The 20,008-nt window shown below is 58.3% G+C and carries 17 protein-coding genes and 1 CRISPR repeat array; of the genes, 12 read left to right on the top strand and 5 right to left on the bottom strand.

All coding sequences use genetic code 11. The features are described from left to right. Nucleotides 1-133: 133 nt before the first annotated feature. From csy1 to cas6f, 4 genes are read left to right on the top strand one after another with little or no spacing between them, the layout of a single operon-like run. On the top strand, nucleotides 134-1,435 hold the full coding sequence (gene csy1, locus L861_RS21960; RefSeq protein ID WP_016418866.1) for a type I-F CRISPR-associated protein Csy1: 1,302 nt from the start codon (nucleotides 134-136) through the stop codon (nucleotides 1,433-1,435). Further along, nucleotides 1,428-2,411, top strand: coding sequence for a type I-F CRISPR-associated protein Csy2 (gene csy2 / locus L861_RS21955; protein ID WP_016418865.1), 984 nt, complete (start codon nucleotides 1,428-1,430; stop codon nucleotides 2,409-2,411). Before csy1 ends, csy2 begins: the two co-directional genes overlap by 8 nt. Before the next feature lie 17 nt (nucleotides 2,412-2,428). Continuing rightward, nucleotides 2,429-3,469: a type I-F CRISPR-associated protein Csy3 gene (csy3, locus tag L861_RS21950; RefSeq protein WP_016418864.1), complete on the top strand. Its 1,041-nt coding sequence runs from the start codon at nucleotides 2,429-2,431 to the stop codon at nucleotides 3,467-3,469. Nucleotides 3,470-3,473: 4 nt separating this feature from the next. Then, entirely contained in the window at nucleotides 3,474-4,037 is a 564-nt protein-coding gene (cas6f, locus tag L861_RS21945; protein WP_016418863.1) for a type I-F CRISPR-associated endoribonuclease Cas6/Csy4, read from the top strand. 129 nt (nucleotides 4,038-4,166) lie between these two features. After that, a CRISPR array of direct repeats spans nucleotides 4,167-7,017; the repeat unit is 28 nt; unit sequence GTTCGCTGCCGGATAGGCAGCTCAGAAA. 201 nt (nucleotides 7,018-7,218) lie between these two features. Here the strand turns inward: cas6f and L861_RS24840 are convergent. After that, on the bottom strand, nucleotides 7,219-7,380 hold the full coding sequence (locus L861_RS24840) for a hypothetical protein (RefSeq protein WP_016418862.1): 162 nt from the start codon (nucleotides 7,378-7,380) through the stop codon (nucleotides 7,219-7,221). A gap of 232 nt (nucleotides 7,381-7,612) precedes the next feature. Here L861_RS24840 and L861_RS21940 point away from each other — a divergent pair, with 232 nt between their 5' ends. After that, complete coding sequence (locus L861_RS21940) at nucleotides 7,613-7,879, top strand: hypothetical protein (RefSeq protein WP_016418861.1); 267 nt, start codon at nucleotides 7,613-7,615, stop codon at nucleotides 7,877-7,879. 47 nt (nucleotides 7,880-7,926) lie between these two features. Here L861_RS21940 and L861_RS21935 read toward each other — a convergent pair whose 3' ends face one another. Beyond that, nucleotides 7,927-8,862 (bottom strand): 4-hydroxyproline epimerase, encoded by a 936-nt coding sequence (locus L861_RS21935; RefSeq protein ID WP_016418860.1) that lies wholly within the window; start codon nucleotides 8,860-8,862, stop codon nucleotides 7,927-7,929. A gap of 148 nt (nucleotides 8,863-9,010) precedes the next feature. Here L861_RS21935 and L861_RS21930 point away from each other — a divergent pair, with 148 nt between their 5' ends. From L861_RS21930 to L861_RS21900, 7 genes are all read left to right on the top strand, one after another. After that, the gene (locus L861_RS21930) at nucleotides 9,011-10,282 is read left to right on the top strand and encodes an NAD(P)/FAD-dependent oxidoreductase (protein WP_016418859.1); all 1,272 of its coding nucleotides are present in this window, start codon (nucleotides 9,011-9,013) and stop codon (nucleotides 10,280-10,282) included. A 68-nt stretch (nucleotides 10,283-10,350) separates the two neighbouring features. After that, nucleotides 10,351-11,793 carry a Na+/H+ antiporter NhaC gene (gene nhaC / locus L861_RS21925; protein ID WP_016418858.1) on the top strand — a complete coding sequence of 481 codons (1,443 nt, stop codon included), beginning with the start codon at nucleotides 10,351-10,353 and terminating at the stop codon, nucleotides 11,791-11,793. 42 nt (nucleotides 11,794-11,835) lie between these two features. Beyond that, nucleotides 11,836-12,726, top strand: coding sequence for a 4-hydroxy-tetrahydrodipicolinate synthase (gene dapA / locus L861_RS21920; protein ID WP_016418857.1), 891 nt, complete (start codon nucleotides 11,836-11,838; stop codon nucleotides 12,724-12,726). A 2-nt stretch (nucleotides 12,727-12,728) separates the two neighbouring features. Further along, nucleotides 12,729-14,222: an aldehyde dehydrogenase gene (locus tag L861_RS21915; RefSeq protein ID WP_016418856.1), complete on the top strand. Its 1,494-nt coding sequence runs from the start codon at nucleotides 12,729-12,731 to the stop codon at nucleotides 14,220-14,222. A gap of 86 nt (nucleotides 14,223-14,308) precedes the next feature. Beyond that, nucleotides 14,309-15,361, top strand: coding sequence for a TRAP transporter substrate-binding protein DctP (gene dctP, locus L861_RS21910; RefSeq protein ID WP_016418855.1), 1,053 nt, complete (start codon nucleotides 14,309-14,311; stop codon nucleotides 15,359-15,361). Between the two features lie 52 nt (nucleotides 15,362-15,413). After that, a complete protein-coding gene (locus L861_RS21905; RefSeq protein ID WP_016418854.1) occupies nucleotides 15,414-15,917 on the top strand; it encodes a TRAP transporter small permease subunit in 504 nt (167 codons plus the stop codon). Next, nucleotides 15,917-17,236 (top strand): TRAP transporter large permease, encoded by a 1,320-nt coding sequence (locus L861_RS21900; protein WP_016418853.1) that lies wholly within the window; start codon nucleotides 15,917-15,919, stop codon nucleotides 17,234-17,236. The genes L861_RS21905 and L861_RS21900 overlap by 1 nt, the downstream gene beginning before the upstream one ends. A gap of 16 nt (nucleotides 17,237-17,252) precedes the next feature. Here L861_RS21900 and L861_RS21895 read toward each other — a convergent pair whose 3' ends face one another. The 3 genes from L861_RS21895 to L861_RS21885 all read right to left on the bottom strand — a co-directional run bounded on the left by L861_RS21895 (nucleotide 17,253) and on the right by L861_RS21885 (nucleotide 19,835). Next, the gene (locus L861_RS21895; RefSeq protein WP_016418852.1) at nucleotides 17,253-17,918 is read right to left on the bottom strand and encodes a GntR family transcriptional regulator; all 666 of its coding nucleotides are present in this window, start codon (nucleotides 17,916-17,918) and stop codon (nucleotides 17,253-17,255) included. Nucleotides 17,919-18,015: 97 nt separating this feature from the next. After that, nucleotides 18,016-19,071, bottom strand: coding sequence for a C45 family autoproteolytic acyltransferase/hydrolase (locus L861_RS21890; RefSeq protein WP_016418851.1), 1,056 nt, complete (start codon nucleotides 19,069-19,071; stop codon nucleotides 18,016-18,018). Then, nucleotides 19,068-19,835, bottom strand: a complete 768-nt coding sequence (locus L861_RS21885) for a dienelactone hydrolase family protein (RefSeq protein ID WP_016418850.1) — start codon at nucleotides 19,833-19,835, stop codon at nucleotides 19,068-19,070. Before L861_RS21885 ends, L861_RS21890 begins: the two co-directional genes overlap by 4 nt. Between the last annotated feature and the right edge of the window lie 173 nt (nucleotides 19,836-20,008).

The raw sequence follows: 20,008 nt of genomic DNA, 5'->3' as shown, positions 1-20,008 counted from the left end.
TGGGAAAACGACAATTTTCTGAGCTGCCTTGCGGCAGAGCTATAGGCTAACTATATTTCTTTTTGTCGTCATTGGTTTTCCCTAATAACCCTAAAAATAAAACTACAATGGATGAAATTACTCAGGAGCTGCTATGACACGCCCCCTTTCAAGGGAACGGAACGAGCTTCGGTCGCTTATCGGGCGCTTCCTTCTGGAACGACTCGAGGGCAAGACCGAGAAGCTCGCTCCCGACGATCCCAAACGCGATGTGCTGACCGAGCAGTTCCAACGCGAGAATTGGATCGGTGACGCCGCACGGCGTGTTGGCCAACTCCAGGTCGTGACCCACTCCCTCAAGCCCATTCACCCCGATGCCAAGGGCACCAATCTTTACGCACCACCCGAGTCGCTGGGCCAGCATGTTGCCGTCGGCAGCCATGTCTTGCCAGCCGACTTCCAAGGCGATGTGGTTGGCAATGCCGCGGCGTTGGATGTCTACAAGTTCCTCAAGCTCGAGCATCAAGGCAAATCGCTGTTGGAACGAGTATTGGAGGACGACACCGAGCTGGCCGCTGCCCTGAGCGATGATCCCGTGCAGGCTCGGGAATGGATGCAGGCATTTGCCGCCATCACCGAGCCGCGTGGCAGTGAGACCTCGCACACACGGGCCAAGCAGCTCTATTGGTTGGTTGGTGATGATCCGACTGCGGACAGCGATTACCACCTGCTGGCGCCACTATATGCCACATCACTGGCGCACCAAGTGTTTCAGACCATCAACGAGGACCGTTTCGGTGAGGCGGCCAAGGCGGCGCGTCAGGCACGACGTGACAATGCAGAGTCCGAAACGGGCTATCACGACTATCCCGAACTCGCTGTGCAGAAGTTGGGCGGGACCAAGCCTCAGAACATATCTCAATTGAATAGCGAGCGTGGTGGCAATAATTACTTGCTGGCCTCCCTGCCACCGAGTTGGAAGTCACGCGAGGTGAAAGAGCCCCTGCATACCGAGTCGATTTTCCCGAGGTTCGGTCGGCGCCGAGAAGTGCAGTGGCTGATTCGAGGACTTCGCAAGCTGCTCGAGTTGGATCCAAGTCCCAATGTGCAGACGCGCGAACGGCGCGATGAGTATGTATGGGCACTGATCGATGAACTGGTGCTGTTCGCCAGTCAGTACCACCCACTGGAGCCAGGTTGGAGTGCCAAGCCCGAATGCCGTTTGGTCGAGGCAGAAGCGCTATGGCTCGATCCGTATCGCGGTGAAGACGATCAAGCTTTTGCCGAGCGACGCGAGCAGGGAGAGTGGGTGGAAGAGGTCCGGCATCGTTTTGCCAATTGGCTGAACGGCCGGTTGCAGGATGTGTTGCCTGTTGGTGACGCAGAGCATCACTACTGGATGGCACAGCTCAAGAAAAAACTGGATGCCCTGCAGGAGGTACTGCCACATGCCTGATATCCACTCCTTGCTGGTGTTACCCCACCTGCGTGTGCAAAACGCCAATGCCATTTCCAGTCCCATGACCTGGGGATTCCCGGCCATGAGCGCCTTGGTTGGTCTGATGCATGCGTTGGAGCGAAAACTTCCTGTGTCGCTGGATATCGAGTTCGAGCGTGTAGGAGTCATTTGCCACCATTTCGATGCCCAGGTTACGCAAGGTGGCTTTACGCGCGCCTTTCACCTGACACGCAACCCTATCGATAAGAGTGGCGATACTGCGGCGATTGTCGAGGAAGGGCGTGTTCACTTGGAGCTCACCTTGGTCTTTGCCGTGCGCGGCGAGGTCTGTCATGGCTCGGAGGAAGCACGCGACGCAGCGGCCAAGGCAGTGGCTGATATCGTGGCAGGGATGCGCATTGCCGGCGGCAGTGTCATGCCCTCACTTTCGGGACAGGCGTCCCGCCAACGCCCAGCACTGATCCCCCTCGATGAAAGCGACGAGGAGCGGGATGCTCAGTTCAAGCGTCTACGCCGCCGCTGGTTGCCAGGATTTGCCTTGGTGCTGCGTGATGACTTGCTGGCACAACGCCTCTCCGAGATGCAGCAGGATCGTCCCGATGCCACGGCACTGGATGCCTGGCTGGATCTTTCCCGGCTCAATCACGAGTGCGAGCGCATTGCGACCACCGACGAAGGGGGCAATCCGCATGATGAGATCCATTGGGAAATTCGGCGACCGCCTGGCTGGATCGTGCCGATTCCCATCGGTTATGGCGCCTTGAGCGACACCTTCGAGCCGGGGACGGTCGCCAACAGTCGCGATACCTCGACTCCCTTTCGCTTTGTCGAAAGTCTCTACTCCGTAGGGCAGTGGATCAGCCCTCATCGTCTCGAACGACCGCAAGACCTGCTCTGGTACGTCGACAACGATCTCGATGCCGGCCTCTACCGTTTGCAGAACGACTATCGCACCACCAACACCATCGCGTAATGACAGGGAGTTTCATCATGGCCAAAAACGATACCCTCAAGACCGCTTCCGTACTCGCCTTCGAACGCAAGCTCGATCCTTCCGATGCACTGTTCTTTGCTGGGAATTGGGAGAATCGCGATCAGGCGGACGTCTGGCCGCACGTCGAAGTCCGTGAAAAGTCCGTACGCGGCACCATCTCCAACCGCCTCAAGGTTAAGGAACAGGACCCGGCCAAGCTCGATGCCGCCATTGAGAATCCGAATCTTCAGACAGTCGATGTGGCGACCCTGCCTAGCGGTGCCGATACCCTGATGGCCCGTTTCACGCTACGTGTGCTCGGTGGCGCAGGCGTGCCCTCCGCCTGCAACAACGCTGATTATCAAGCCAAGCTCAATGATGTCGTGAAGGGATATGTTTCAGGCTATGGCTTCAATGAACTGGCGAAGCGTTACGCCTACAACCTTGCCAATGGTCGATTCCTATGGCGTAACCGTGTTGGTGCCGAACAGGTTGAAGTGCAAGTGCGCCTCATGGAAAAAGGGCAAGCGGTTAGCGCTTGGACGTTCGACGCATTTTCGCTTTCATTGCGCGACTTTGCCTCTACAGGCGATGCCCAAGCTTCCCTGGAAGAGCTTGCAGGCCATATCACCAACGGACTGAGTGGAGAACGGCATGTACTGCTGGAAGTGGTCGCCTTTGCTCGTGTTGGTGCTGGTCAGGAAGTATTCCCCTCGCAGGAGTTGATCCTGGATCGTGGCCGGGGAGACAAGAGCAAGACGCTGTATCAGGTCAACGAGGTTGCGGGCATTCACTCCCAAAAGCTCGGCAATGCTCTGCGCACCATCGACACTTGGTATCCAGCACCGGAAGACGGTAGCGATCTCGGCCCTATCGCCGTCGAGCCCTACGGCTCGGTGACTACCCAAGGCAGCGCCTATCGACAGCCGAAGCAGAAAATGGATTTCTACAACCTGCTCGATAATTGGTTGCTCAAGGATCAGGTGCCCTCGACCGAGCAGCAGCACTTCGTAATGGCCACCTTGATTCGTGGCGGCGTCTTCGGCGATGCGGGGTAAGCCCATGAACTACTACATCGATATCAGGCTACGCCCCGATCCAGAATTTCCGGCAACCATATTGATGGGAGCGCTATATGGCAAGCTGCATCGAGCATTGGTAGCGCTTGGTGCCGACGATATCGGGGTCAGCTTTCCTGAGCATGGTCTGCGCCCCAGGACGCTGGGCAACGTGCTGCGCTTGCACGGCAGTGCTGCCGCGTTGGATCGGCTCATGGCCCAGCACTGGCTGACCGGTATGCGTGATCACATAGTGATGACGGATATTTCTGAGGTACCAGCCAATGTCCACCATCGCGCTGTGCGTCGCCGGCAGTTCAAGACCAATGCGGAGCGGTTGCGACGGCGCCGTGCCCGACGCCATGGGGAGACACTAGAACAGGCGAGGGAAAGCATTCCCGATAGCGTTGAACGCAAAGTGAACCTGCCGTTCGCAAGGATACGTAGCCAAAGCACTGGAGAAACCTTCAGCCTCTTTATCGAGCATGAGGAAATCCAGGCAGAGCCAGTAGATGGAGCCTTCAATCGCTATGGGCTCAGTGCCGGTGCCACGGTGCCCTGGTTCTGACCCTTTTTTTCTCGCCCAAGAAGAGACTAGTGAAAACAACTGGTTAGCCACGCCTCTCTGATAAGGGAGGCGTGGCTGTTTTGGGGGTATGCTCTTTAACAATCAGAGTGTTATCTTTTAGTGGCTCTAGTTCGCTGCCGGATAGGCAGCTCAGAAAACCGTGAAGAACCGTGGTTTATCGAATTATTGGTTCGCTGCCGGATAGGCAGCTCAGAAATGACAGCAGGGGGCACCGCGCCCCCTGTCTTTGTTCGCTGCCGGATAGGCAGCTCAGAAATGCTGCCAGCGCCGACGAAAGCGGCGTTCGCAGTTCGCTGCCGGATAGGCAGCTCAGAAAAAGACAGGCGGCTATGTGCAATTCGACCTGGAGTTCGCTGCCGGATAGGCAGCTCAGAAATTTACGCCTGCTGAATTATACACGCTAGATAAGTTCGCTGCCGGATAGGCAGCTCAGAAAACTTGTCGCGATACTTATGGCAATGCGCTAGAGTTCGCTGCCGGATAGGCAGCTCAGAAATTTCAGCCGCGTCTTGTCCAAGCACGCTAGAAGTTCGCTGCCGGATAGGCAGCTCAGAAATGAGATACTTAGCTATGAATGGTAAGCCAAAATGTTCGCTGCCGGATAGGCAGCTCAGAAATGTTTGTGCCGCAGCCGGCGTACCGAAAACAGGTTCGCTGCCGGATAGGCAGCTCAGAAAGTTGAATCATGGTGCCGAATTGTTGCAGCATTGTTCGCTGCCGGATAGGCAGCTCAGAAAATCTTGTTCGATGTCCGCCAAGGCTTGATCGAGTTCGCTGCCGGATAGGCAGCTCAGAAAACCTTGGGCGCCGGGCTGCGCTTGCCCGCCAGGTTCGCTGCCGGATAGGCAGCTCAGAAAATGCTGCAGGTGCAGCTGGCCGAGTACGCCGCGTTCGCTGCCGGATAGGCAGCTCAGAAAAACAGCGGCACTGACCGACTGTCGGTGTGCTGGTTCGCTGCCGGATAGGCAGCTCAGAAAGCATCGCGAAACAGGATTTGAGCCTGATCCTTGTTCGCTGCCGGATAGGCAGCTCAGAAAATTGACACCATCAAGCGCGACATCCTGGGGATGTTCGCTGCCGGATAGGCAGCTCAGAAAAAGCAAATTCGATTCCCTTGATCGCCGATGGTGTTCGCTGCCGGATAGGCAGCTCAGAAATGGATAAAGTCGCGGTACAGGTCGAGCAACTCGTTCGCTGCCGGATAGGCAGCTCAGAAATGCCGTCACGTCGTGAACTGGCCTTAGCCTGGGTTCGCTGCCGGATAGGCAGCTCAGAAAATGCGGCGATTGCTCTTCTCGGCCTTCACCAGGTTCGCTGCCGGATAGGCAGCTCAGAAATGGCAGAAGCGGGTTCCGAGCTGGCCGCCAAGGTTCGCTGCCGGATAGGCAGCTCAGAAAACCAAGGCATGCTGGCCGGTGAGGCTAGCGATGTTCGCTGCCGGATAGGCAGCTCAGAAATCGTCATGCTCAAGCGGCGCATCACCATCCACGTTCGCTGCCGGATAGGCAGCTCAGAAAGCGCGTTACGGCGTAGTTGTGCGGCTCCATCAGTTCGCTGCCGGATAGGCAGCTCAGAAAATACTCACCACCGCCCTCAAGAGCGTGGCCTTCGTTCGCTGCCGGATAGGCAGCTCAGAAATTGGCCATGGCCAGGTCGAGTTCCTTGACGGCGTTCGCTGCCGGATAGGCAGCTCAGAAAATCAGGCCCCCGCTGTCATCAGGTGGCTACTTGTTCGCTGCCGGATAGGCAGCTCAGAAAAAGTCCGACGAGTACGTCGCAGCCGCCTTCGAGTTCGCTGCCGGATAGGCAGCTCAGAAAAGCTTGGCGGCAGCGGCTTGTGCGTCATGGATGTTCGCTGCCGGATAGGCAGCTCAGAAATGAGCGCCCGCAAGCGCGGCCTGCGCCGTCCGGTTCGCTGCCGGATAGGCAGCTCAGAAAGGCAGGGGGTGGCGCATCCGAGTCCGCCTTGATGTTCGCTGCCGGATAGGCAGCTCAGAAAGTGAGCCAGACGCAGGAAGGGGCCACCCAGCGGTTCGCTGCCGGATAGGCAGCTCAGAAAATCCTCAAAGCCACCATCAGCCGAAACGCATCGTTCGCTGCCGGATAGGCAGCTCAGAAAGCACCGTAGAGCACAGCACGAGCCACGTTGGTGTTCGCTGCCGGATAGGCAGCTCAGAAAACCCGGCGCAGCACTCTGAACCAGCCATAGATGTTCGCTGCCGGATAGGCAGCTCAGAAAGTGCGCATTGAACGCCTGGTGACGCTTTACCAGTTCGCTGCCGGATAGGCAGCTCAGAAAAGTGGGACATGGCCGAACCCGACGGCCAGATCGTTCGCTGCCGGATAGGCAGCTCAGAAAATCCGACAGACGATAGCTGCGTTTGAGTACATGTTCGCTGCCGGATAGGCAGCTCAGAAAACATATCCATCGATGCCGACGCCGAAGATACCGTTCGCTGCCGGATAGGCAGCTCAGAAAGGCAATGATAGACGTCCTTGTCGTCCAGATAGGTTCGCTGCCGGATAGGCAGCTCAGAAAATCGCCGGGCCCACGTCCTGGGCTCATTGGTGGTTCGCTGCCGGATAGGCAGCTCAGAAATAGCTCGGTGTCGCGTGTGAACCAACCGTGGTGTTCGCTGCCGGATAGGCAGCTCAGAAATGAGATCGATGTAGATGTGGGCGACTGGAGGAGTTCGCTGCCGGACAGGCAGCTCAGAAAAATCCGGACTTGACGACGGCACAGAAAGACAACTTCGCTGCCGGACAGGCAGCTCAGAAAGGATCTATTTGAGCGCGACGGCCAGTCAGACTCTTCGCTGCCGGACAGGCAGCTCAGAAATGGTTTCTGTGGTGGCTATTTCCGCCTGGCTACTTTGCTGCCGGACAGGCAGCTCAGAAACGGTAGACGATCAAGTCTATGCGCGGAATGCACTTCGCTGCCGGACAGGCAGCTCAGAAAGAAACGCTGCCGAGTTGCAGCCCGCTCGGCTGTGCGAATGGAAACCTAATGAACAATGGTATCGAAGTAATCCCCAGGCATAGGGAGTATCCCGATTTATTCCATCGCGCACTGAAGTGCGCTCCCACAGGTGTGGCGGCGTCTGTGGGTAGGCGGGGTTGGCGCGTAAGAACCCGAACTGTGCCCTAATCCTCGCGCTGCTCAAACGCTTCGGCGGCCCTGGATCGCTTCTTTCCTGCTTTCGTGCTCGGAGACGACGACTTCGTTATCGGGCTGGCTCTCGTCGATCACGACCCAGCCGATGATGGTTTCATGGAGGTCGTCGGCTTCGAAGATTGGCTCGATACGTGTTTGCTTCGACATGTTGCCACCTTGGTAGGTCGGGGTTCGGTAGCTAGTAGCCCCCTTGCTCGGGCTCACCCTCGGAAGGAGGGGTGGGTGTGTCTTGTGTGTTCAGCGTAGAAGCTACGGCGCGAGTTGAAAAAACCGAGCTAGATATCACTGCCCCTTTGACACTTTTCGCTTCCCTTCCTATAGTGTTTTTGCAAATGATAATTATTGTCATTTGTGAAAGCTATCAAGCAAGGAGGCCACCATGCCGTATCGAATCAATACTGGGCTCAAGGGTACCAACCCCACGCTGCAGATCTGTGATGCTTCATCGGGGGCGGTGCGCCTGGCGTGGGAATATCCGCGGCAAGATCCGGCGTTGTCGGAGGAGGATCGGGAGCTATTGACGCTGCGCCGCGAAGAGGCGATCCATGAGCTGTTCCGGCGTTTGTTCATGCTCACCACCGAGCAGTATCTCAAGGGCGAGATCAGCGCGGACGGAACGGTACGCTCCGCCTTCGTGCGACGTTGAGAGGGTCAGGCGAGGCGGAGCGTCCGGGCGTGGTTGGTGAGCCAGGCTTAGGTATCGGCGATTCCCCAGGCGAAGGGGTCATCGGTGTCGATGACCAGTGTGGCCTCGGCACTGATATGCGCACGGCCACGAATGTAGGGCCGGATCCTCTCACCCTCGGCTTCGTAATATCCCTGGAACTCGCTGCCGGTGATGCTGGCCTGGCGCCAGACTTGGCCAGGTGCCAGTTTGCCGTCCGCCGCCAGGCAGGCCAGCTTGGCACTGGTGCCGGTGCCGCAAGGGGAACGGTCGTAGGCCTTACCCGGGCACAGAACGAAGTTGCGACTGTCCGCTTGCGGGTCGTCGGCGAATAGTTCGATGTGATCGATGACGCCGCCATCCTCCCCTGCCACCCCTGTCCTTTCCAACTCCTGACGCACCGCCCAGCTGTAGTCGGTCAGGCCCTCCACGTTGTCCAGCGCGATACGCTGGCCATGCTCTCCGATCAGGAAAAACCAGTTCCCGCCCCAGGCGATATCTCCCGCGACACGCCCATGGCCCGGTACGTCCAGGGTCACGGCTTGCCGATAGCGGTAGGCCGGTATGTTGCGCACCGTCACGTCGCCGTCCTCATGCAGCGTGGCCTCCACCGTACCTACCGGGGTATCGATACGATGCCGGCCGGGCTGGATCTCGCCGAGATAGGCCAGTGACGCCACCACGCCGATGGTGCCATGGCCGCACATGCCCAGGTAGCCGGTGTTGTTGAAGAAGATCACGCCGCAGGTGGCGCCTTCGCTTTCCGCGGGGCAGAGCAGGGCACCGACCAGTACATCGTGTCCGCGCGGTTCCAGCATGCAGGCTCGGCGCCAGGGGTCATGCCACTCGCGCAATACTGCCAGGCGCTCGGCCATGGTGCCTGGCCCCAGGTCGGGGAAGCCATCCAGTACCAGGCGAGTGGGCTCACCACCGGTATGCGAGTCGATAACCCGGATTCGTTTCATGTGCCTGCCGTCCTCTTGATTTGTGGTGATTCTAACGGGGAGCCGGTTTTCGATACTTGCCAACATAGATTATATATTTTATACAATCAACGGAACGCGAGATGGAGAGCCCCTGACGATGGCTTCAACAGACCCCCTGACACCTACTATGACGACTTCCTCTGAACGGCCGGCTGCGGATATTGCCGTGATCGGTGCGGGAATCGTTGGGGTTGCCTGTGCACTGGAGTTGGCACGCAGTGGGATGCGCGTCCTGTTGCTGGACCGCCAGGCGCCGGGGCGAGGGGCTTCATACGGCAATGCCGGTCATATGGCTACCGAGCAGGTCTTCCCGATTGCCGATGCCGGTTTGCTGAAGCGCATTCCCGGCATGTTGCTCGATCCCTTGGGGCCGTTGCGACTGGACTGGCGTTACTTGCCCAAGGCCATGCCGTGGTTCGTGAAACTGTTGTGGAACATGCGGGCGGCTCCTTACCAGGCCAGCATTGCGGGTATCAGGGCGTTGAACGAAGCCAGCCTGCCGGCCTGGCAGGCATTGCTCGACAGCATCGGTAGGCGAGAACTGCTCAAGGAAGAGGGTTCGCTGCTGATTCATGAGCGCCACGAGTCAGCCGAATCGCTGACGATGCTGGCCATGCGTATGCGAGCACAAAGTGTGCCCGTGGAGGAGTGGTCGCGCCAGGCGGTGCTAGGCCGCGTGCCGGCCCTGACGGATAGGGTGCGAGGTGGGCTGTTCTTCCCGGCTACCGGCCATGTCAGTGACCCCCACCAGGTGGTGTTGGCACTTCATGACGCAGCCGAGCGGCAGGGCGTGCGCTTTTCGACCTGCCGCGTGGATTCGGTAAGTGCCAACGAAGAAGGGGTTCGCCTCGAAACCTCCGCGGGCACGTTGGTGGTGCCGCGGGTGCTGGTGGCGGCCGGTGCCCACTCCGCCCCGTTCGTCGCCGGGTTGTGTGGCAAGCGCGTACCGCTGGACACCGAGCGCGGTTACCACCTGATGCTGCCCCGGGAAGCCGAGCGTCTGCCGGTGGCCGTCACCTCCCTGGAACGGCGCTTCATCATGACGCCGATGGCGGAGGGGCTGCGCCTGGCCGGCACGGTGGAGTTCGCCGGTCTCGAGCGGCCCCCGAACATGCAGCGCGCCCGGCAGCTCGAACGCCTGGCGCAAGGGCTGTTCCAGCGTCCCTTGAATACCGAATCAGCCACTCCCTGGATGGGCTTTCGCCCCTCGTTGCCCGATTCGTTGCCAGTCATCGACCGGGTCGGCCCGCAAGGCAGGGTATGGCTGGCCTTCGGACATCACCACCTTGGCCTGACCCAGGCGGCCATCACCGCGCGCCTGGTTCGCCATTTCCACGACGACACGACTGACTCGGCATTGCCGCCCTTGGCGCCTTACCGGCTGGGGCGCTTTGCCTGACACGGCCGGAAGGACGTTTCCGGCAGCCAATTCATTCATAGGCGGTACAACAACAACGGGAGAGAACCATGAAGGAAAGGCAAGCGACCCGACTACCCACCATGCCGGAAGTGCTGGTACTGATGGCTGGCTTCATCGCCATCATGTTCCTGTACATCAATATCTTCGATCTACCCATCCAACTGGCCCTGTTCACCTCCTGGTTCCTGGTGATGGCCCTGGGGCTGAGGCTGAAACTCTCCTACGACAGCATGCAGAAGGGGCTGATCGACGGCATCCATAACGGCATGGAGGCGGTGCTGGTCCTGATCACCGTCGGCGCGCTGATCGGCACCTGGATCGCTGGTGGCATCGTGCCGAGCATCATCTATTACGGCCTGTCGGTGATGAACCCGCAGATATTCCTCTGCGCGGCCTTCCTGATCTGCGCCATCACCTCGTTGGCCACCGGCACCTCCTTTGGCACCGCCGGCACTGCCGGGGTGGCGATGATGGGGATCGGCTACAGCTTCGGCATCCCGTTGCCCCTGGTGGCCGGTGCGGTGATTTCCGGTGCCTACGTTGGCGACAAGATGTCCCCGCTGTCGGATACCACGGTGATGACGGCATCGCTGTGCAAGGTCAGCCTGGTCGACCATATCCGCTCGATGGCATTGGTCAGCGGGCCGGCGACGCTGATCGCCGCGTTGCTGTTCCTGGTGGTCGGTTTCTTCTACGTCAAGGAAGGCGCCGATATCCAACGTGCCGAGCAGGCCATGCAGGCGCTGAATACCCACTTCACCATCAATGGCTGGCTGTTGTTGCCGGCGGTGGTGGTCATCGCCCTGCTGGTGCGCCGTTATCCCGCCATTCCGGTGATCACCTTTGGGGCGGTGATGGGCGCGGTATGTGCCTGGCTGGCTCAGGGCGTCGAACTGTTGGATGCGGTACGCACCGCCTATGTCGGCAATGCCATGCAGTCGGATGTCGACTTCCTCAACACCCTGCTCAACCGCGGCGGCATCGAGTCGATGCTGGGCGTAATCGCACTGATCCTGTTCGCCCTGGGCCTGGGTGGCCTGATGGAGCGAGTCGGCGTGCTACAGGCCATCTGTAATGGCTTCCTGCGTTGGGCTAACAATCCCGGCCGGCTGACGGTTTCCACCATGTTGGGTGGCTTCTTCGGCAACTTCTTCGGTGGTGCGGCTTATGTCTCGTTGATCACCGCCAGCACCATCACCGAGAAGAACTACGACCAGCAGGGCATCGATCGCCGAGTGCTGTCACGCAATGCCGAGGCTGGCGGCACTATCACCACGCCGATGGTGCCCTGGACCGATGGCGGGGTATTCATGGCCACCACCCTCGGGATTTCTACCCTCAGTTACCTGCCGTTCCTCTGGTACCACATGTTGGTGATCCTGATCTCGCTGTTCTATGGCTTCGCCAACATCGCCATTTGGCGTACGGCGCCAAGTGGCGACACGCAAGACACTTCTTCCCGTGCCGCGGTTTCGGCGGCCAATTCCTGAACGGCTCATTCACCAAGACGACTCACTAAGGAAGCGAAATCTATGCAACTCGATGGTGTATTGGTACCAATCGTTACCCCCTTCGACGCTCAAGGGCGAGTAGACCTGGAAGGACTACGGGCCTTGGTTGCCCGATTCATGGAAGCCGGTGTGCGCGGCATCGTCGCCTGTGGCACCACCGGTGAGTACTACGCCCTGGATGAGCAGGAGCGCGAGGCGGTCTTGCGCACCGTACGTGAGACGCTTGGCGAGCAGGCACTGGCGATCGCCGGAATCAACTCGCTCTCCACTGCCGCAGCGATCGAACGTGCCGGGCAGGCCAAGGCATTGGGCTATCAGGCACTGATGTTGGCGCCTCCGGCGTACAGCCTGCCCAACCAGGAAGAGGTCATCGCGCACTACCGGGATGTGGCGGCGGCCACGGACCTGCCGATCATCCTCTACAACTTCCCCGCCCGTACTGGCGTGAACCTCGATCTGGAAACCGTCGCCGAGCTGGCGCGGATACCGGGGATCATCGGCATCAAGGAGAGCAGCGGCGACTTCACCCGTGCCCTGGCGCTGATGCAAATGGCTGGGCCGGAGTTCCAGGTCGTCTGCGGCTCTGACGATCAGGCCGCCGACTATCTGTTCTGGGGCGCCCGCTCCTGGATCAGCGGTGGCGCCAACGTCTTCCCGGCCGAGCAGGTCAGCATGCTGGAAGCCGCCAAGCGCGAAGACTGGCATCAGGTACGCGACCTGATGCGCGACATGCTGCCGGCGATTCAGAACATGGAAGCGGCCGACTACAACCAGAAGGCCAAATTGGGGTGCCGTCGCCACGGCGTCAATGCCGGTGAGGTCCGCCCTCCGCTGCGCCCACTATCCGCAGACGATGCACAGGCATTTCTCGATGCCTTGGACGCCTTCGAGGCCAAGCGAAAGGGAGAGTGACAATGACTAATCAACCCCTGACAGTGGAACAGATTTTTGCACGTGCCCGCGAGGGTAGGCTGTGGGCTGGGCATCTGGTACCCGGCCTGCAGGCGGAAGCGCAGCCGAGCTTTGCCACCCTGGCACCGCATGATGGCTCGGAAATCGGCCAAGTGGCCCGTGGCAGTGCCGAAGTCGTCGATGCTGCGGTGCGCACCGCTCGGTCTGGTTTTGTCGATGGTGCGTGGTCACGCCTGGCGCCCGCGGAGCGCAAGCGGGTCATGCTGCGTTGGGTGGCGTTGCTCGAACAGCATGCCGAGGAATTGGCGGCGCTGGACTGCATCGATGCCGGCAAGCCGATCACGGAATGCCGTGAGACCGATATTCCCGAGACCATCAATACCCTGGCCTGGTATGCCGAAGCCGTCGACAAGCTCTATGGCAAGGTCGCCCCTACCGGTGGTGATGCATTGGGGCTGATCGTTAAAGAGCCCGTCGGTGTGGTGGGCGCGGTGCTGCCGTGGAACTTCCCGGCCCAGATGTTTGCCTGGAAGGTTGGCCCCGCCCTGGCCAGCGGCAACTCGGTGATCGTCAAGCCGGCGGAACAGACCTCGATGAGCGCCTTCCGCATGGTGCAACTGGCCCATCAGGCCGGGGTGCCGGAATCGGCATTGCTGCTGGTGACAGGCCACGGTGAAGATACCGGCCAGCCGCTGGGCCTGCATCCCGATGTGGATGTGGTGTCCTTCACCGGCTCCACCGAGGTAGGGCGCAAGTTCCTCGAATATTCCGCGCGCAGCAACCTCAAGGAGATCGTCCTCGAATGCGGTGGCAAGAGTCCTCAAGTGGTGTTCGCCGATGTGCCGGATTTGGAGGCCATTGTCGACGACGTGCTCAATGCCGCCTTCTGGAACATGGGAGAGAACTGTAGCTGCGGCTCGCGGCTGATCGTCGAGCGCAGCATCAAGGATGCCCTGATCGAAAAGCTGATTGTCGGACTTGACGCCTGGAGAGTCGGTGACCCCACTGATCCTGCCACGCGTATCGGGCCCATGATCGAGCAAGTGCACTTCGACAAGGTACGTGGCTTCCTCGAAGCCGCCAAGGAAGAAGGGGCCAGGCTGGTGCATGGCGGGCAGACCCTTGCACAGGGTAGCGGTTGGTTCGTGGAACCCACCATCTATGACGAGGTGACCCCCGGCATGCGGCTGTTCCAGGAAGAAGTATTCGGCCCATTGCTGGCGGTGACCGCCTTCGATAGCGAAGAGGAAGCCCTGGCGCTTGCCAACGATACCGCCTATGGGCTGGCAGCCTCGCTCTACACCGCCGACATCAAGCGCGCCAACCGCATGGCATTCGGTATTCGCGCCGGCACCGTGTCGGTGAATGGCTTTTCGGAAGGCGATATCACCACCCCATTTGGCGGTTACAAGCTCTCTGGCTTCGGTGGACGTGACAACGGCATGGAAGCCTTTGAGCAGTACGTGCAGACCAAGACGGTGTGGTACGTGAACTGAGTATCCCGGTCCTCAGAATGCCTGGCCGTTTTTTTAGGCGGTCAGGCGCCCCCTGATGGAACAAAGACAACAACGAGGTGAACAGCATGAAAACAATGAAAATGGTGACTGCCTTGGCAACGGCAGCCGTAATGAGTGCACATGCCGTTGCGGCAGATGTGACGTGGCGCGTACCAACATCGGTGCCTGCGGGCTCCCCCTACTACGAGAACTTCCTGGAGAGATTTTCCGATAATGTCGCCACCCTCACCGAGAGTCGAGTCGACATCAGGCCTTTTGGAGCAGGTGTCATCGTGCCTGCCTTACAAGTCTATGATGCGGTCAAGGAAGGAACGGTAGAGGCTGGTCATTCAACGCCTAGTTATCTGGTGAACCAGAATCCCGTCAATGCCATCTTTTCTGGATTTCCGGGCGGGATGGGGCCGGAAGCGTATATCAATTGGATATATGAAGGGGGTGGCCAGGAAAGGCTAAGAGAGCTTCGCGAAAGTGAAGGGCTGCACTCTCTTATCGTAGGTATTGGCTCTTCCGAAATATTTGCGCACTCGAATGTGCCCATCAGAGGGGCAGAAGACCTTGAAGGTTTGAAATATAGAACGTCCGGCCCTTGGGCCGAAGTCATGAAGGGCTATTACAACGCAGTACCCACCGTCGTTCCTCCCGGTGATACCTATACGTTATTGCAGAGAAAAGGGGTCGATGCCGTTGAGTGGGCAACACCCTCTGGCAACTTGCCGGAAGGCTTCCACGAGGCTGCCAAGTACATCGTAGTTCCTGGCGTTCACCAACCGACATTCCTATGGGAAGTGGTGGTGAAGCAAGAAACATGGGACCAGCTTCCAAGTGAGTTGAAACCACTGTTGGAGGCCGCTGCCAAGTTAACGACTTATGAAGGCCTTAGCTATTTCTACCGCCATGACAGGGAAGCGATGGTGGATTATCGCTCGGGAAGGAATGAAGTCATCACGTTGGAGAGTAGCTTCGTTGAAGATCTCGGCAATAGTGGTCGTGATTGGATAGCGAAGAAGGCTCAGGAAGAAGCCGACAATGGCAGACCTATGATGGCGGAAATTCTCGAGAATTATTTGGCCTATCGTGATCTTTGGATATCGGAAAGTAACTATCTGATAAAAGAATGATATCTCGTTAAAGGAGGCCTTGTCGGGCCTCCTTTCCAGTCATGGGGGGAGCATGATAATAAATCTTATCGATAGGGCTTCTGTGTTCTTGTCTCTTGTGAGCAGAGTGCTGTTTCTGGTGCTTGTGGTGGCCATGCTCTATGAGGTAATTGCAAGATATGTTTTCAATGCGTCCACTATCTGGGCTTTCGACTTGTCATATATGGCCACCGGGGCGGCATTTATGCTCGGTGTGGCCTGGACTGCCAAGATAGATGGGCATGTCCGTGTCGATTTTCTCAGTCAACGGTTCCCTGCTCGTGTCTCTCGGTCGATCAATGCCGTTGTCTATCTGGGGATGGTTGCTCCCATCATGTCTTGCATGGCTTGGTATGGCTGGGAGAGAACTTTTCGGGCTTACGTTTCAGGTGAGGTGGAAACGGTCAGTATTTGGGCTCCCCAAATGTGGCCATTCTACTCGACCATAGCACTTGGTCTGACATTGTTTTCCTTGCAGATCCTGGTTCAGGGCATTCGCTTTATTTACATGGATAACTTATCGGGAGAAAAACAATAATGGATATGGCCATTGCTGCCCTGATGTTTCCAGGGCTGTTCGTGATGATTTTTCTCGGAATTCCGATTGCTTTCTCGTTGGCTGTCGTATCTGTGATAGCAGGTTGGTTTGCCTTTGGTCCAATGGTGTTTCAACAGCTCTATGGAAGTATTTATAGTGCTGCGTCGAATTACATACTGTCTTCGATTCCGTTGTTCGTGCTGATGGGAGCAATACTGGAAAAGTCGGGGATTGCCAAGAATTTGTTTGGTGCCATTCAGATGTGGCTAGGAAGGCTTCCAGGTGGCCTTTCACTTACTACCATTGCGATGGCAGCTATTTTTGCGGCGGCTTCGGGTGTCGTTGGGGCCGTGGAAATCATGATCGGGTTGATGGCAATACCTGCAATGCATGCCTATCGATATAGCAACTCCCTGATCTCTGGAACCATTTGCGCTGGTGGGTCCTTGGGAACGATCATTCCACCAACAGTCATTGTCGTGGTTTATGCTGCGTTGGCTCAGCTTTCCATAGGCGCGTTGTTTTCGGCCATCATCTTCCCCGGAGTCATCATGTTGACCTTGTTCGCCGTGTATGTGCTGGGAAGATGCATGCTCAGGCCTCAGGATGGCCCGGCCGTTGCCTCGCAGGAAATCGAACTACCACTTGGAGAGAAGCTTGCCATAACATTCAAGGCGTTGGTTCCACCTGTGCTTCTGATGATCGCTGTCTTGGGCTCTCTTCTCGGTGGTATCGCCTCCCCGACGGAGGCGGCTGCGGTCGGTGTCGCAGGTGCCTTGATTCTTTCGTTGATGAATAAAGGCCTGAGTGTCAGGTCCTTGAATGACTCTCTTGCCATGACGGTAAGAATAACGTCGATGATCTTGTTGATCGTCGCGGGTGGAACCATGTTTACCGGAATATTTGCCGTCAATGGTGGCGATAGGTTGGTGGCGGATATTGCCGCAAGCTTTGGTGGCGGTCAGCTGAGTGTGATTCTGTTCTTTCTTGCAGTGACCTTCGTGCTTGGTTTCGTCTTGGACTGGACATCAATCGTCTTGATTTGCGTCCCTATCTTTACGCCGGTCGTGAGAAGCCTTGGGATCGATCCTATCTGGTTCGCTGTCATGGTGCTGGTGACGATACAAACGAGCTATCTGACACCGCCTATGGCTTCCTCCATATTCTATCTGAAGTCGATAGCGCCTCCTTCCATCACTTATGGGCAGATGTGTCGCGGCGTTGTCCCTTTCATCGTGGCGCAACTGGTGACACTCGCTATCGTGGCTTCTTTCCCGGCTACCGCTACATGGCTGCCTGATAGAGTCGTGGGATTCTAATGGCCGAACGAGGAGATTAGCCGGTCTCACTTTCTAGCGCCTGTGCCTCCAGCAGCGTGGCGATACCCTCACAGGCCTCGAGAATATGTTGACGCAGCAGCTCACAGGCTTCCTTGGCCTTGCGGTCGCGGCACAGCTCAAGCAGGGCATGGTGCTCGCGCTCGGCCTTTTCGATCCCTTGGGTGTAGAGCAACTGCATGCGGATGTAGCGATCGGATTTGGTATTGAGGTGAGTCACCATGCTCATGGTTTCGGGTAGCTCGGCGGGGGCGTACAGTGCCTTGTGAAAAGCGAAGTTGTACTCGCTCCAGTTGTCGATCTGACTCCCGCTATCCAGTGCCGCATCATACTTGTCGAGGATCTGGCCGGCAGCACTGAGGTTGGCCTCGCTCATGTTGGGGATGGCCCGCTCAAGCAGGTAGGTTTCCAGCAGCACGCGTAGATCGAACAGCTCGCGTATGGTGGCCACCGAAAGCTCGGTAGCGAAAGCGCCTCGATGAGGTATGAACTCGACCAGGCCCTCGGCCTCCAGGTTCAGCAAGGCCTCGCGTACGGGGATGCGACTGACGTCGTAGTCGCTGGCCAGGGCATCCTGACGTAACTGAGCGCCGCCTTGGAACTCGCCGCTCAAAATGCGCCGGCGGAGATCATCGGTAACGTACTGAGCACGTGTTTTGTACATTCAATATCCACTGTGGCGTCTTTGTATTGCATAAAGTATACGAAAAGCTCTTCTGACTGTCTGCCTCGAGACCTTTAGCATTTCCGAACTGTCGAAATCAGGCTACTTCGTTCGCTAGACCCAGCGTCAGGCTGTCGATGGGATCACAAGGCTTACCCAATCGAAAGTGAAACTCGCGGCGACTGAGGTTCATGACCACCGAGAACAGGGTTTCCATGCGTTCGGCTTCGGGCTGGGCGTGGTTGGTGTGGCGGCAGATCGACGTCGGGGCATTGTCATGGTCGCTGAGCAGTTCAAACAGTGCCTGTGGCGTTTCATCGATCTGCCTGGCCAGTAGCTGATCTAGCCGGCTCAGGCGTGTCGCGGAATCGGGGCGTGGGAAGTCTTCCACGCAGGTGGTCGCGGCTTGTGTGTAGAGGTGGTTGGTGTGAGTGACGATGCCGTTTTGCGATGAAAGTTCGCCCGGGGCGCCGGGGTGCACTTCGAGCCCTTCCACCTGCCCCTCGGCGCTGGCGAGCAGGAAATGGGCAGGTGAGGCGACGCGGTCGTGGGTCGTCACGCGCTTCGCCGTGGCGAAGTCGGGGCTTTCGAGCATCTTGCGCAGGGCAAAGTGGATCGGCAGGCCATCGCCGCAGGTGCGCGAGCGGATGGCATTGAGGCATACGCCGATACCATGAGCATTGAGGCCGATTTTGGCGACCATGCCGGCCTCGCCAACGCTGATTAGCGTCGTTCCGTTATCGAGTTCGATCCGTAGTACCGCCACGTTGTGTAGCTGATCCTGGCGCCAGTCCCAGTTCTGGGCCAGCCACTGCTGACCACGGCGATTCAGCGAGAAGGCCGAGCAGCCACCACTGGCCCGGGTCAAGGATATTTCGCTACGACAGTTGAGGGTCAGGATATCGTCGAAGTCGATGCCGGCACCCTGGGCCAGGCCACCGAGTTCGTCCAGGATTCCCGGGAAGTGACGCTCGATTGCCGGCAGAAAGCGCTTCGCTTGCAGGCGAGCCTGACGCCAGTCGAGTTCAGCGAAATCACGAAACAGCCGGTCGTAGACCTCGAGGCTGGCGACGATCTGCTTGGCGTAGCGTCGCCCATGCTCATGGCCGATGGCGGCGCGGCTGCCTTTCAGTACGATAACGTCCATGTTCATAGATGGGTCTTGAGGAAGTCGCTGAAGGCGTCCCACGACTGCTTGTCGGCGCGTTCCTGATAGCGGTCTCCATCAAACACGGTGAAGGCGTGCGGAGCGCCGGAATAGACTTGGATCTCGTAGGTGACGCCGGCGGCTTCCAGTTCCTCCGAGAGCGTGGCGACGTCATCCATGGTGACCGAGCTGTCGGCACCGCCGTGGGCGATTAGGATCGGCGCCGTGTCGCTGGAATAGGATTGGCCTTCCGGGGTGGCCAGGCTGCCATGGAAGGTGGCATAACCACGAATGCCTTCGATCTTGCCGGAACGAGCCAATTCGAGTACTACGGCACCACCGAAGCAGTAGCCCATGACCACGGTATTGTGGGCTCCTCTCTCGCGAGCCTTTGCCAGGCCGGCAAAGGTGAGTGTGCTCATGCGTTCGCGGTCTTCGTAAAGCCGGGCGGTTTCCTCCTTGCGCGCGTCGATATCGACAGGACGATTACCTTGGCCGTAAAGGTCCAGGGCGAAGGCGTCGTAACCCATTTCAGCGAGCATGTCGGCGCGCTTGACCTCGTAGTCGGTCAGACCGTCCCAGTCATGAATGATCAGCACGTTGCCGCGTGAGTCGCCATTGGCAGGGGCGAAGTAGCCTTCGAAGGTTTCGCCATTGATGTCGTAGGTCACGGTTTCACCGGCCAGAGTAGTGAGAGGCGCTATCAGCAGGGACGACAGGAATGCCAGGGAACGGATGCTTGGCAGAGGGTGGGTCAGCCGGATTGTCATGGTGTTGTCCTTGTTAGGCTGCGACATAGGGGCTGAGATAAGCATAGTCGACCATGGTCATCTGCCGTGCCTGATGGCGAAGAGCGTTGAAGAGACGCAGTCGAGGGTTGGGCAGATTCCTAAAAGTACAGTTTATCAATGAATTAGCGACGATGTGTGACGTGCTTGCGTTG

This window comes from Litchfieldella anticariensis FP35 = DSM 16096 (genome assembly GCF_000409775.1).
In the GTDB taxonomy this organism is placed as follows: Bacteria; Pseudomonadota; Gammaproteobacteria; order Pseudomonadales; family Halomonadaceae; genus Litchfieldella; species Litchfieldella anticariensis.
The sequence above is the reverse complement of the archived record's forward strand: the minus strand, read 5'-3'. Positions and strand labels throughout refer to the sequence as shown.

Excerpts from the sequence above, each read along its gene's own strand:
- csy1 (WP_016418866.1), top strand. The coding sequence starts at position 134 with ATGACACGCCCCCTTTCAAGGGAACGGAACGAGCTTCGGTCGCTTATC.
- csy2 (WP_016418865.1), top strand. The coding sequence starts at position 1,428 with ATGCCTGATATCCACTCCTTGCTGGTGTTACCCCACCTGCGTGTGCAA.
- csy3 (WP_016418864.1), top strand. The coding sequence starts at position 2,429 with ATGGCCAAAAACGATACCCTCAAGACCGCTTCCGTACTCGCCTTCGAA.
- cas6f (WP_016418863.1), top strand. The coding sequence starts at position 3,474 with ATGAACTACTACATCGATATCAGGCTACGCCCCGATCCAGAATTTCCG.
- L861_RS24840 (WP_016418862.1), bottom strand. The coding sequence starts at position 7,380 with ATGTCGAAGCAAACACGTATCGAGCCAATCTTCGAAGCCGACGACCTC.
- L861_RS21940 (WP_016418861.1), top strand. The coding sequence starts at position 7,613 with ATGCCGTATCGAATCAATACTGGGCTCAAGGGTACCAACCCCACGCTG.
- L861_RS21935 (WP_016418860.1), bottom strand. The coding sequence starts at position 8,862 with ATGAAACGAATCCGGGTTATCGACTCGCATACCGGTGGTGAGCCCACT.
- L861_RS21930 (WP_016418859.1), top strand. The coding sequence starts at position 9,011 with ATGACGACTTCCTCTGAACGGCCGGCTGCGGATATTGCCGTGATCGGT.
- nhaC (WP_016418858.1), top strand. The coding sequence starts at position 10,351 with ATGAAGGAAAGGCAAGCGACCCGACTACCCACCATGCCGGAAGTGCTG.
- dapA (WP_016418857.1), top strand. The coding sequence starts at position 11,836 with ATGCAACTCGATGGTGTATTGGTACCAATCGTTACCCCCTTCGACGCT.
- L861_RS21915 (WP_016418856.1), top strand. The coding sequence starts at position 12,729 with ATGACTAATCAACCCCTGACAGTGGAACAGATTTTTGCACGTGCCCGC.
- dctP (WP_016418855.1), top strand. The coding sequence starts at position 14,309 with ATGAAAACAATGAAAATGGTGACTGCCTTGGCAACGGCAGCCGTAATG.
- L861_RS21905 (WP_016418854.1), top strand. The coding sequence starts at position 15,414 with ATGATAATAAATCTTATCGATAGGGCTTCTGTGTTCTTGTCTCTTGTG.
- L861_RS21900 (WP_016418853.1), top strand. The coding sequence starts at position 15,917 with ATGGATATGGCCATTGCTGCCCTGATGTTTCCAGGGCTGTTCGTGATG.
- L861_RS21895 (WP_016418852.1), bottom strand. The coding sequence starts at position 17,918 with ATGTACAAAACACGTGCTCAGTACGTTACCGATGATCTCCGCCGGCGC.
- L861_RS21890 (WP_016418851.1), bottom strand. The coding sequence starts at position 19,071 with ATGAACATGGACGTTATCGTACTGAAAGGCAGCCGCGCCGCCATCGGC.
- L861_RS21885 (WP_016418850.1), bottom strand. The coding sequence starts at position 19,835 with ATGACAATCCGGCTGACCCACCCTCTGCCAAGCATCCGTTCCCTGGCA.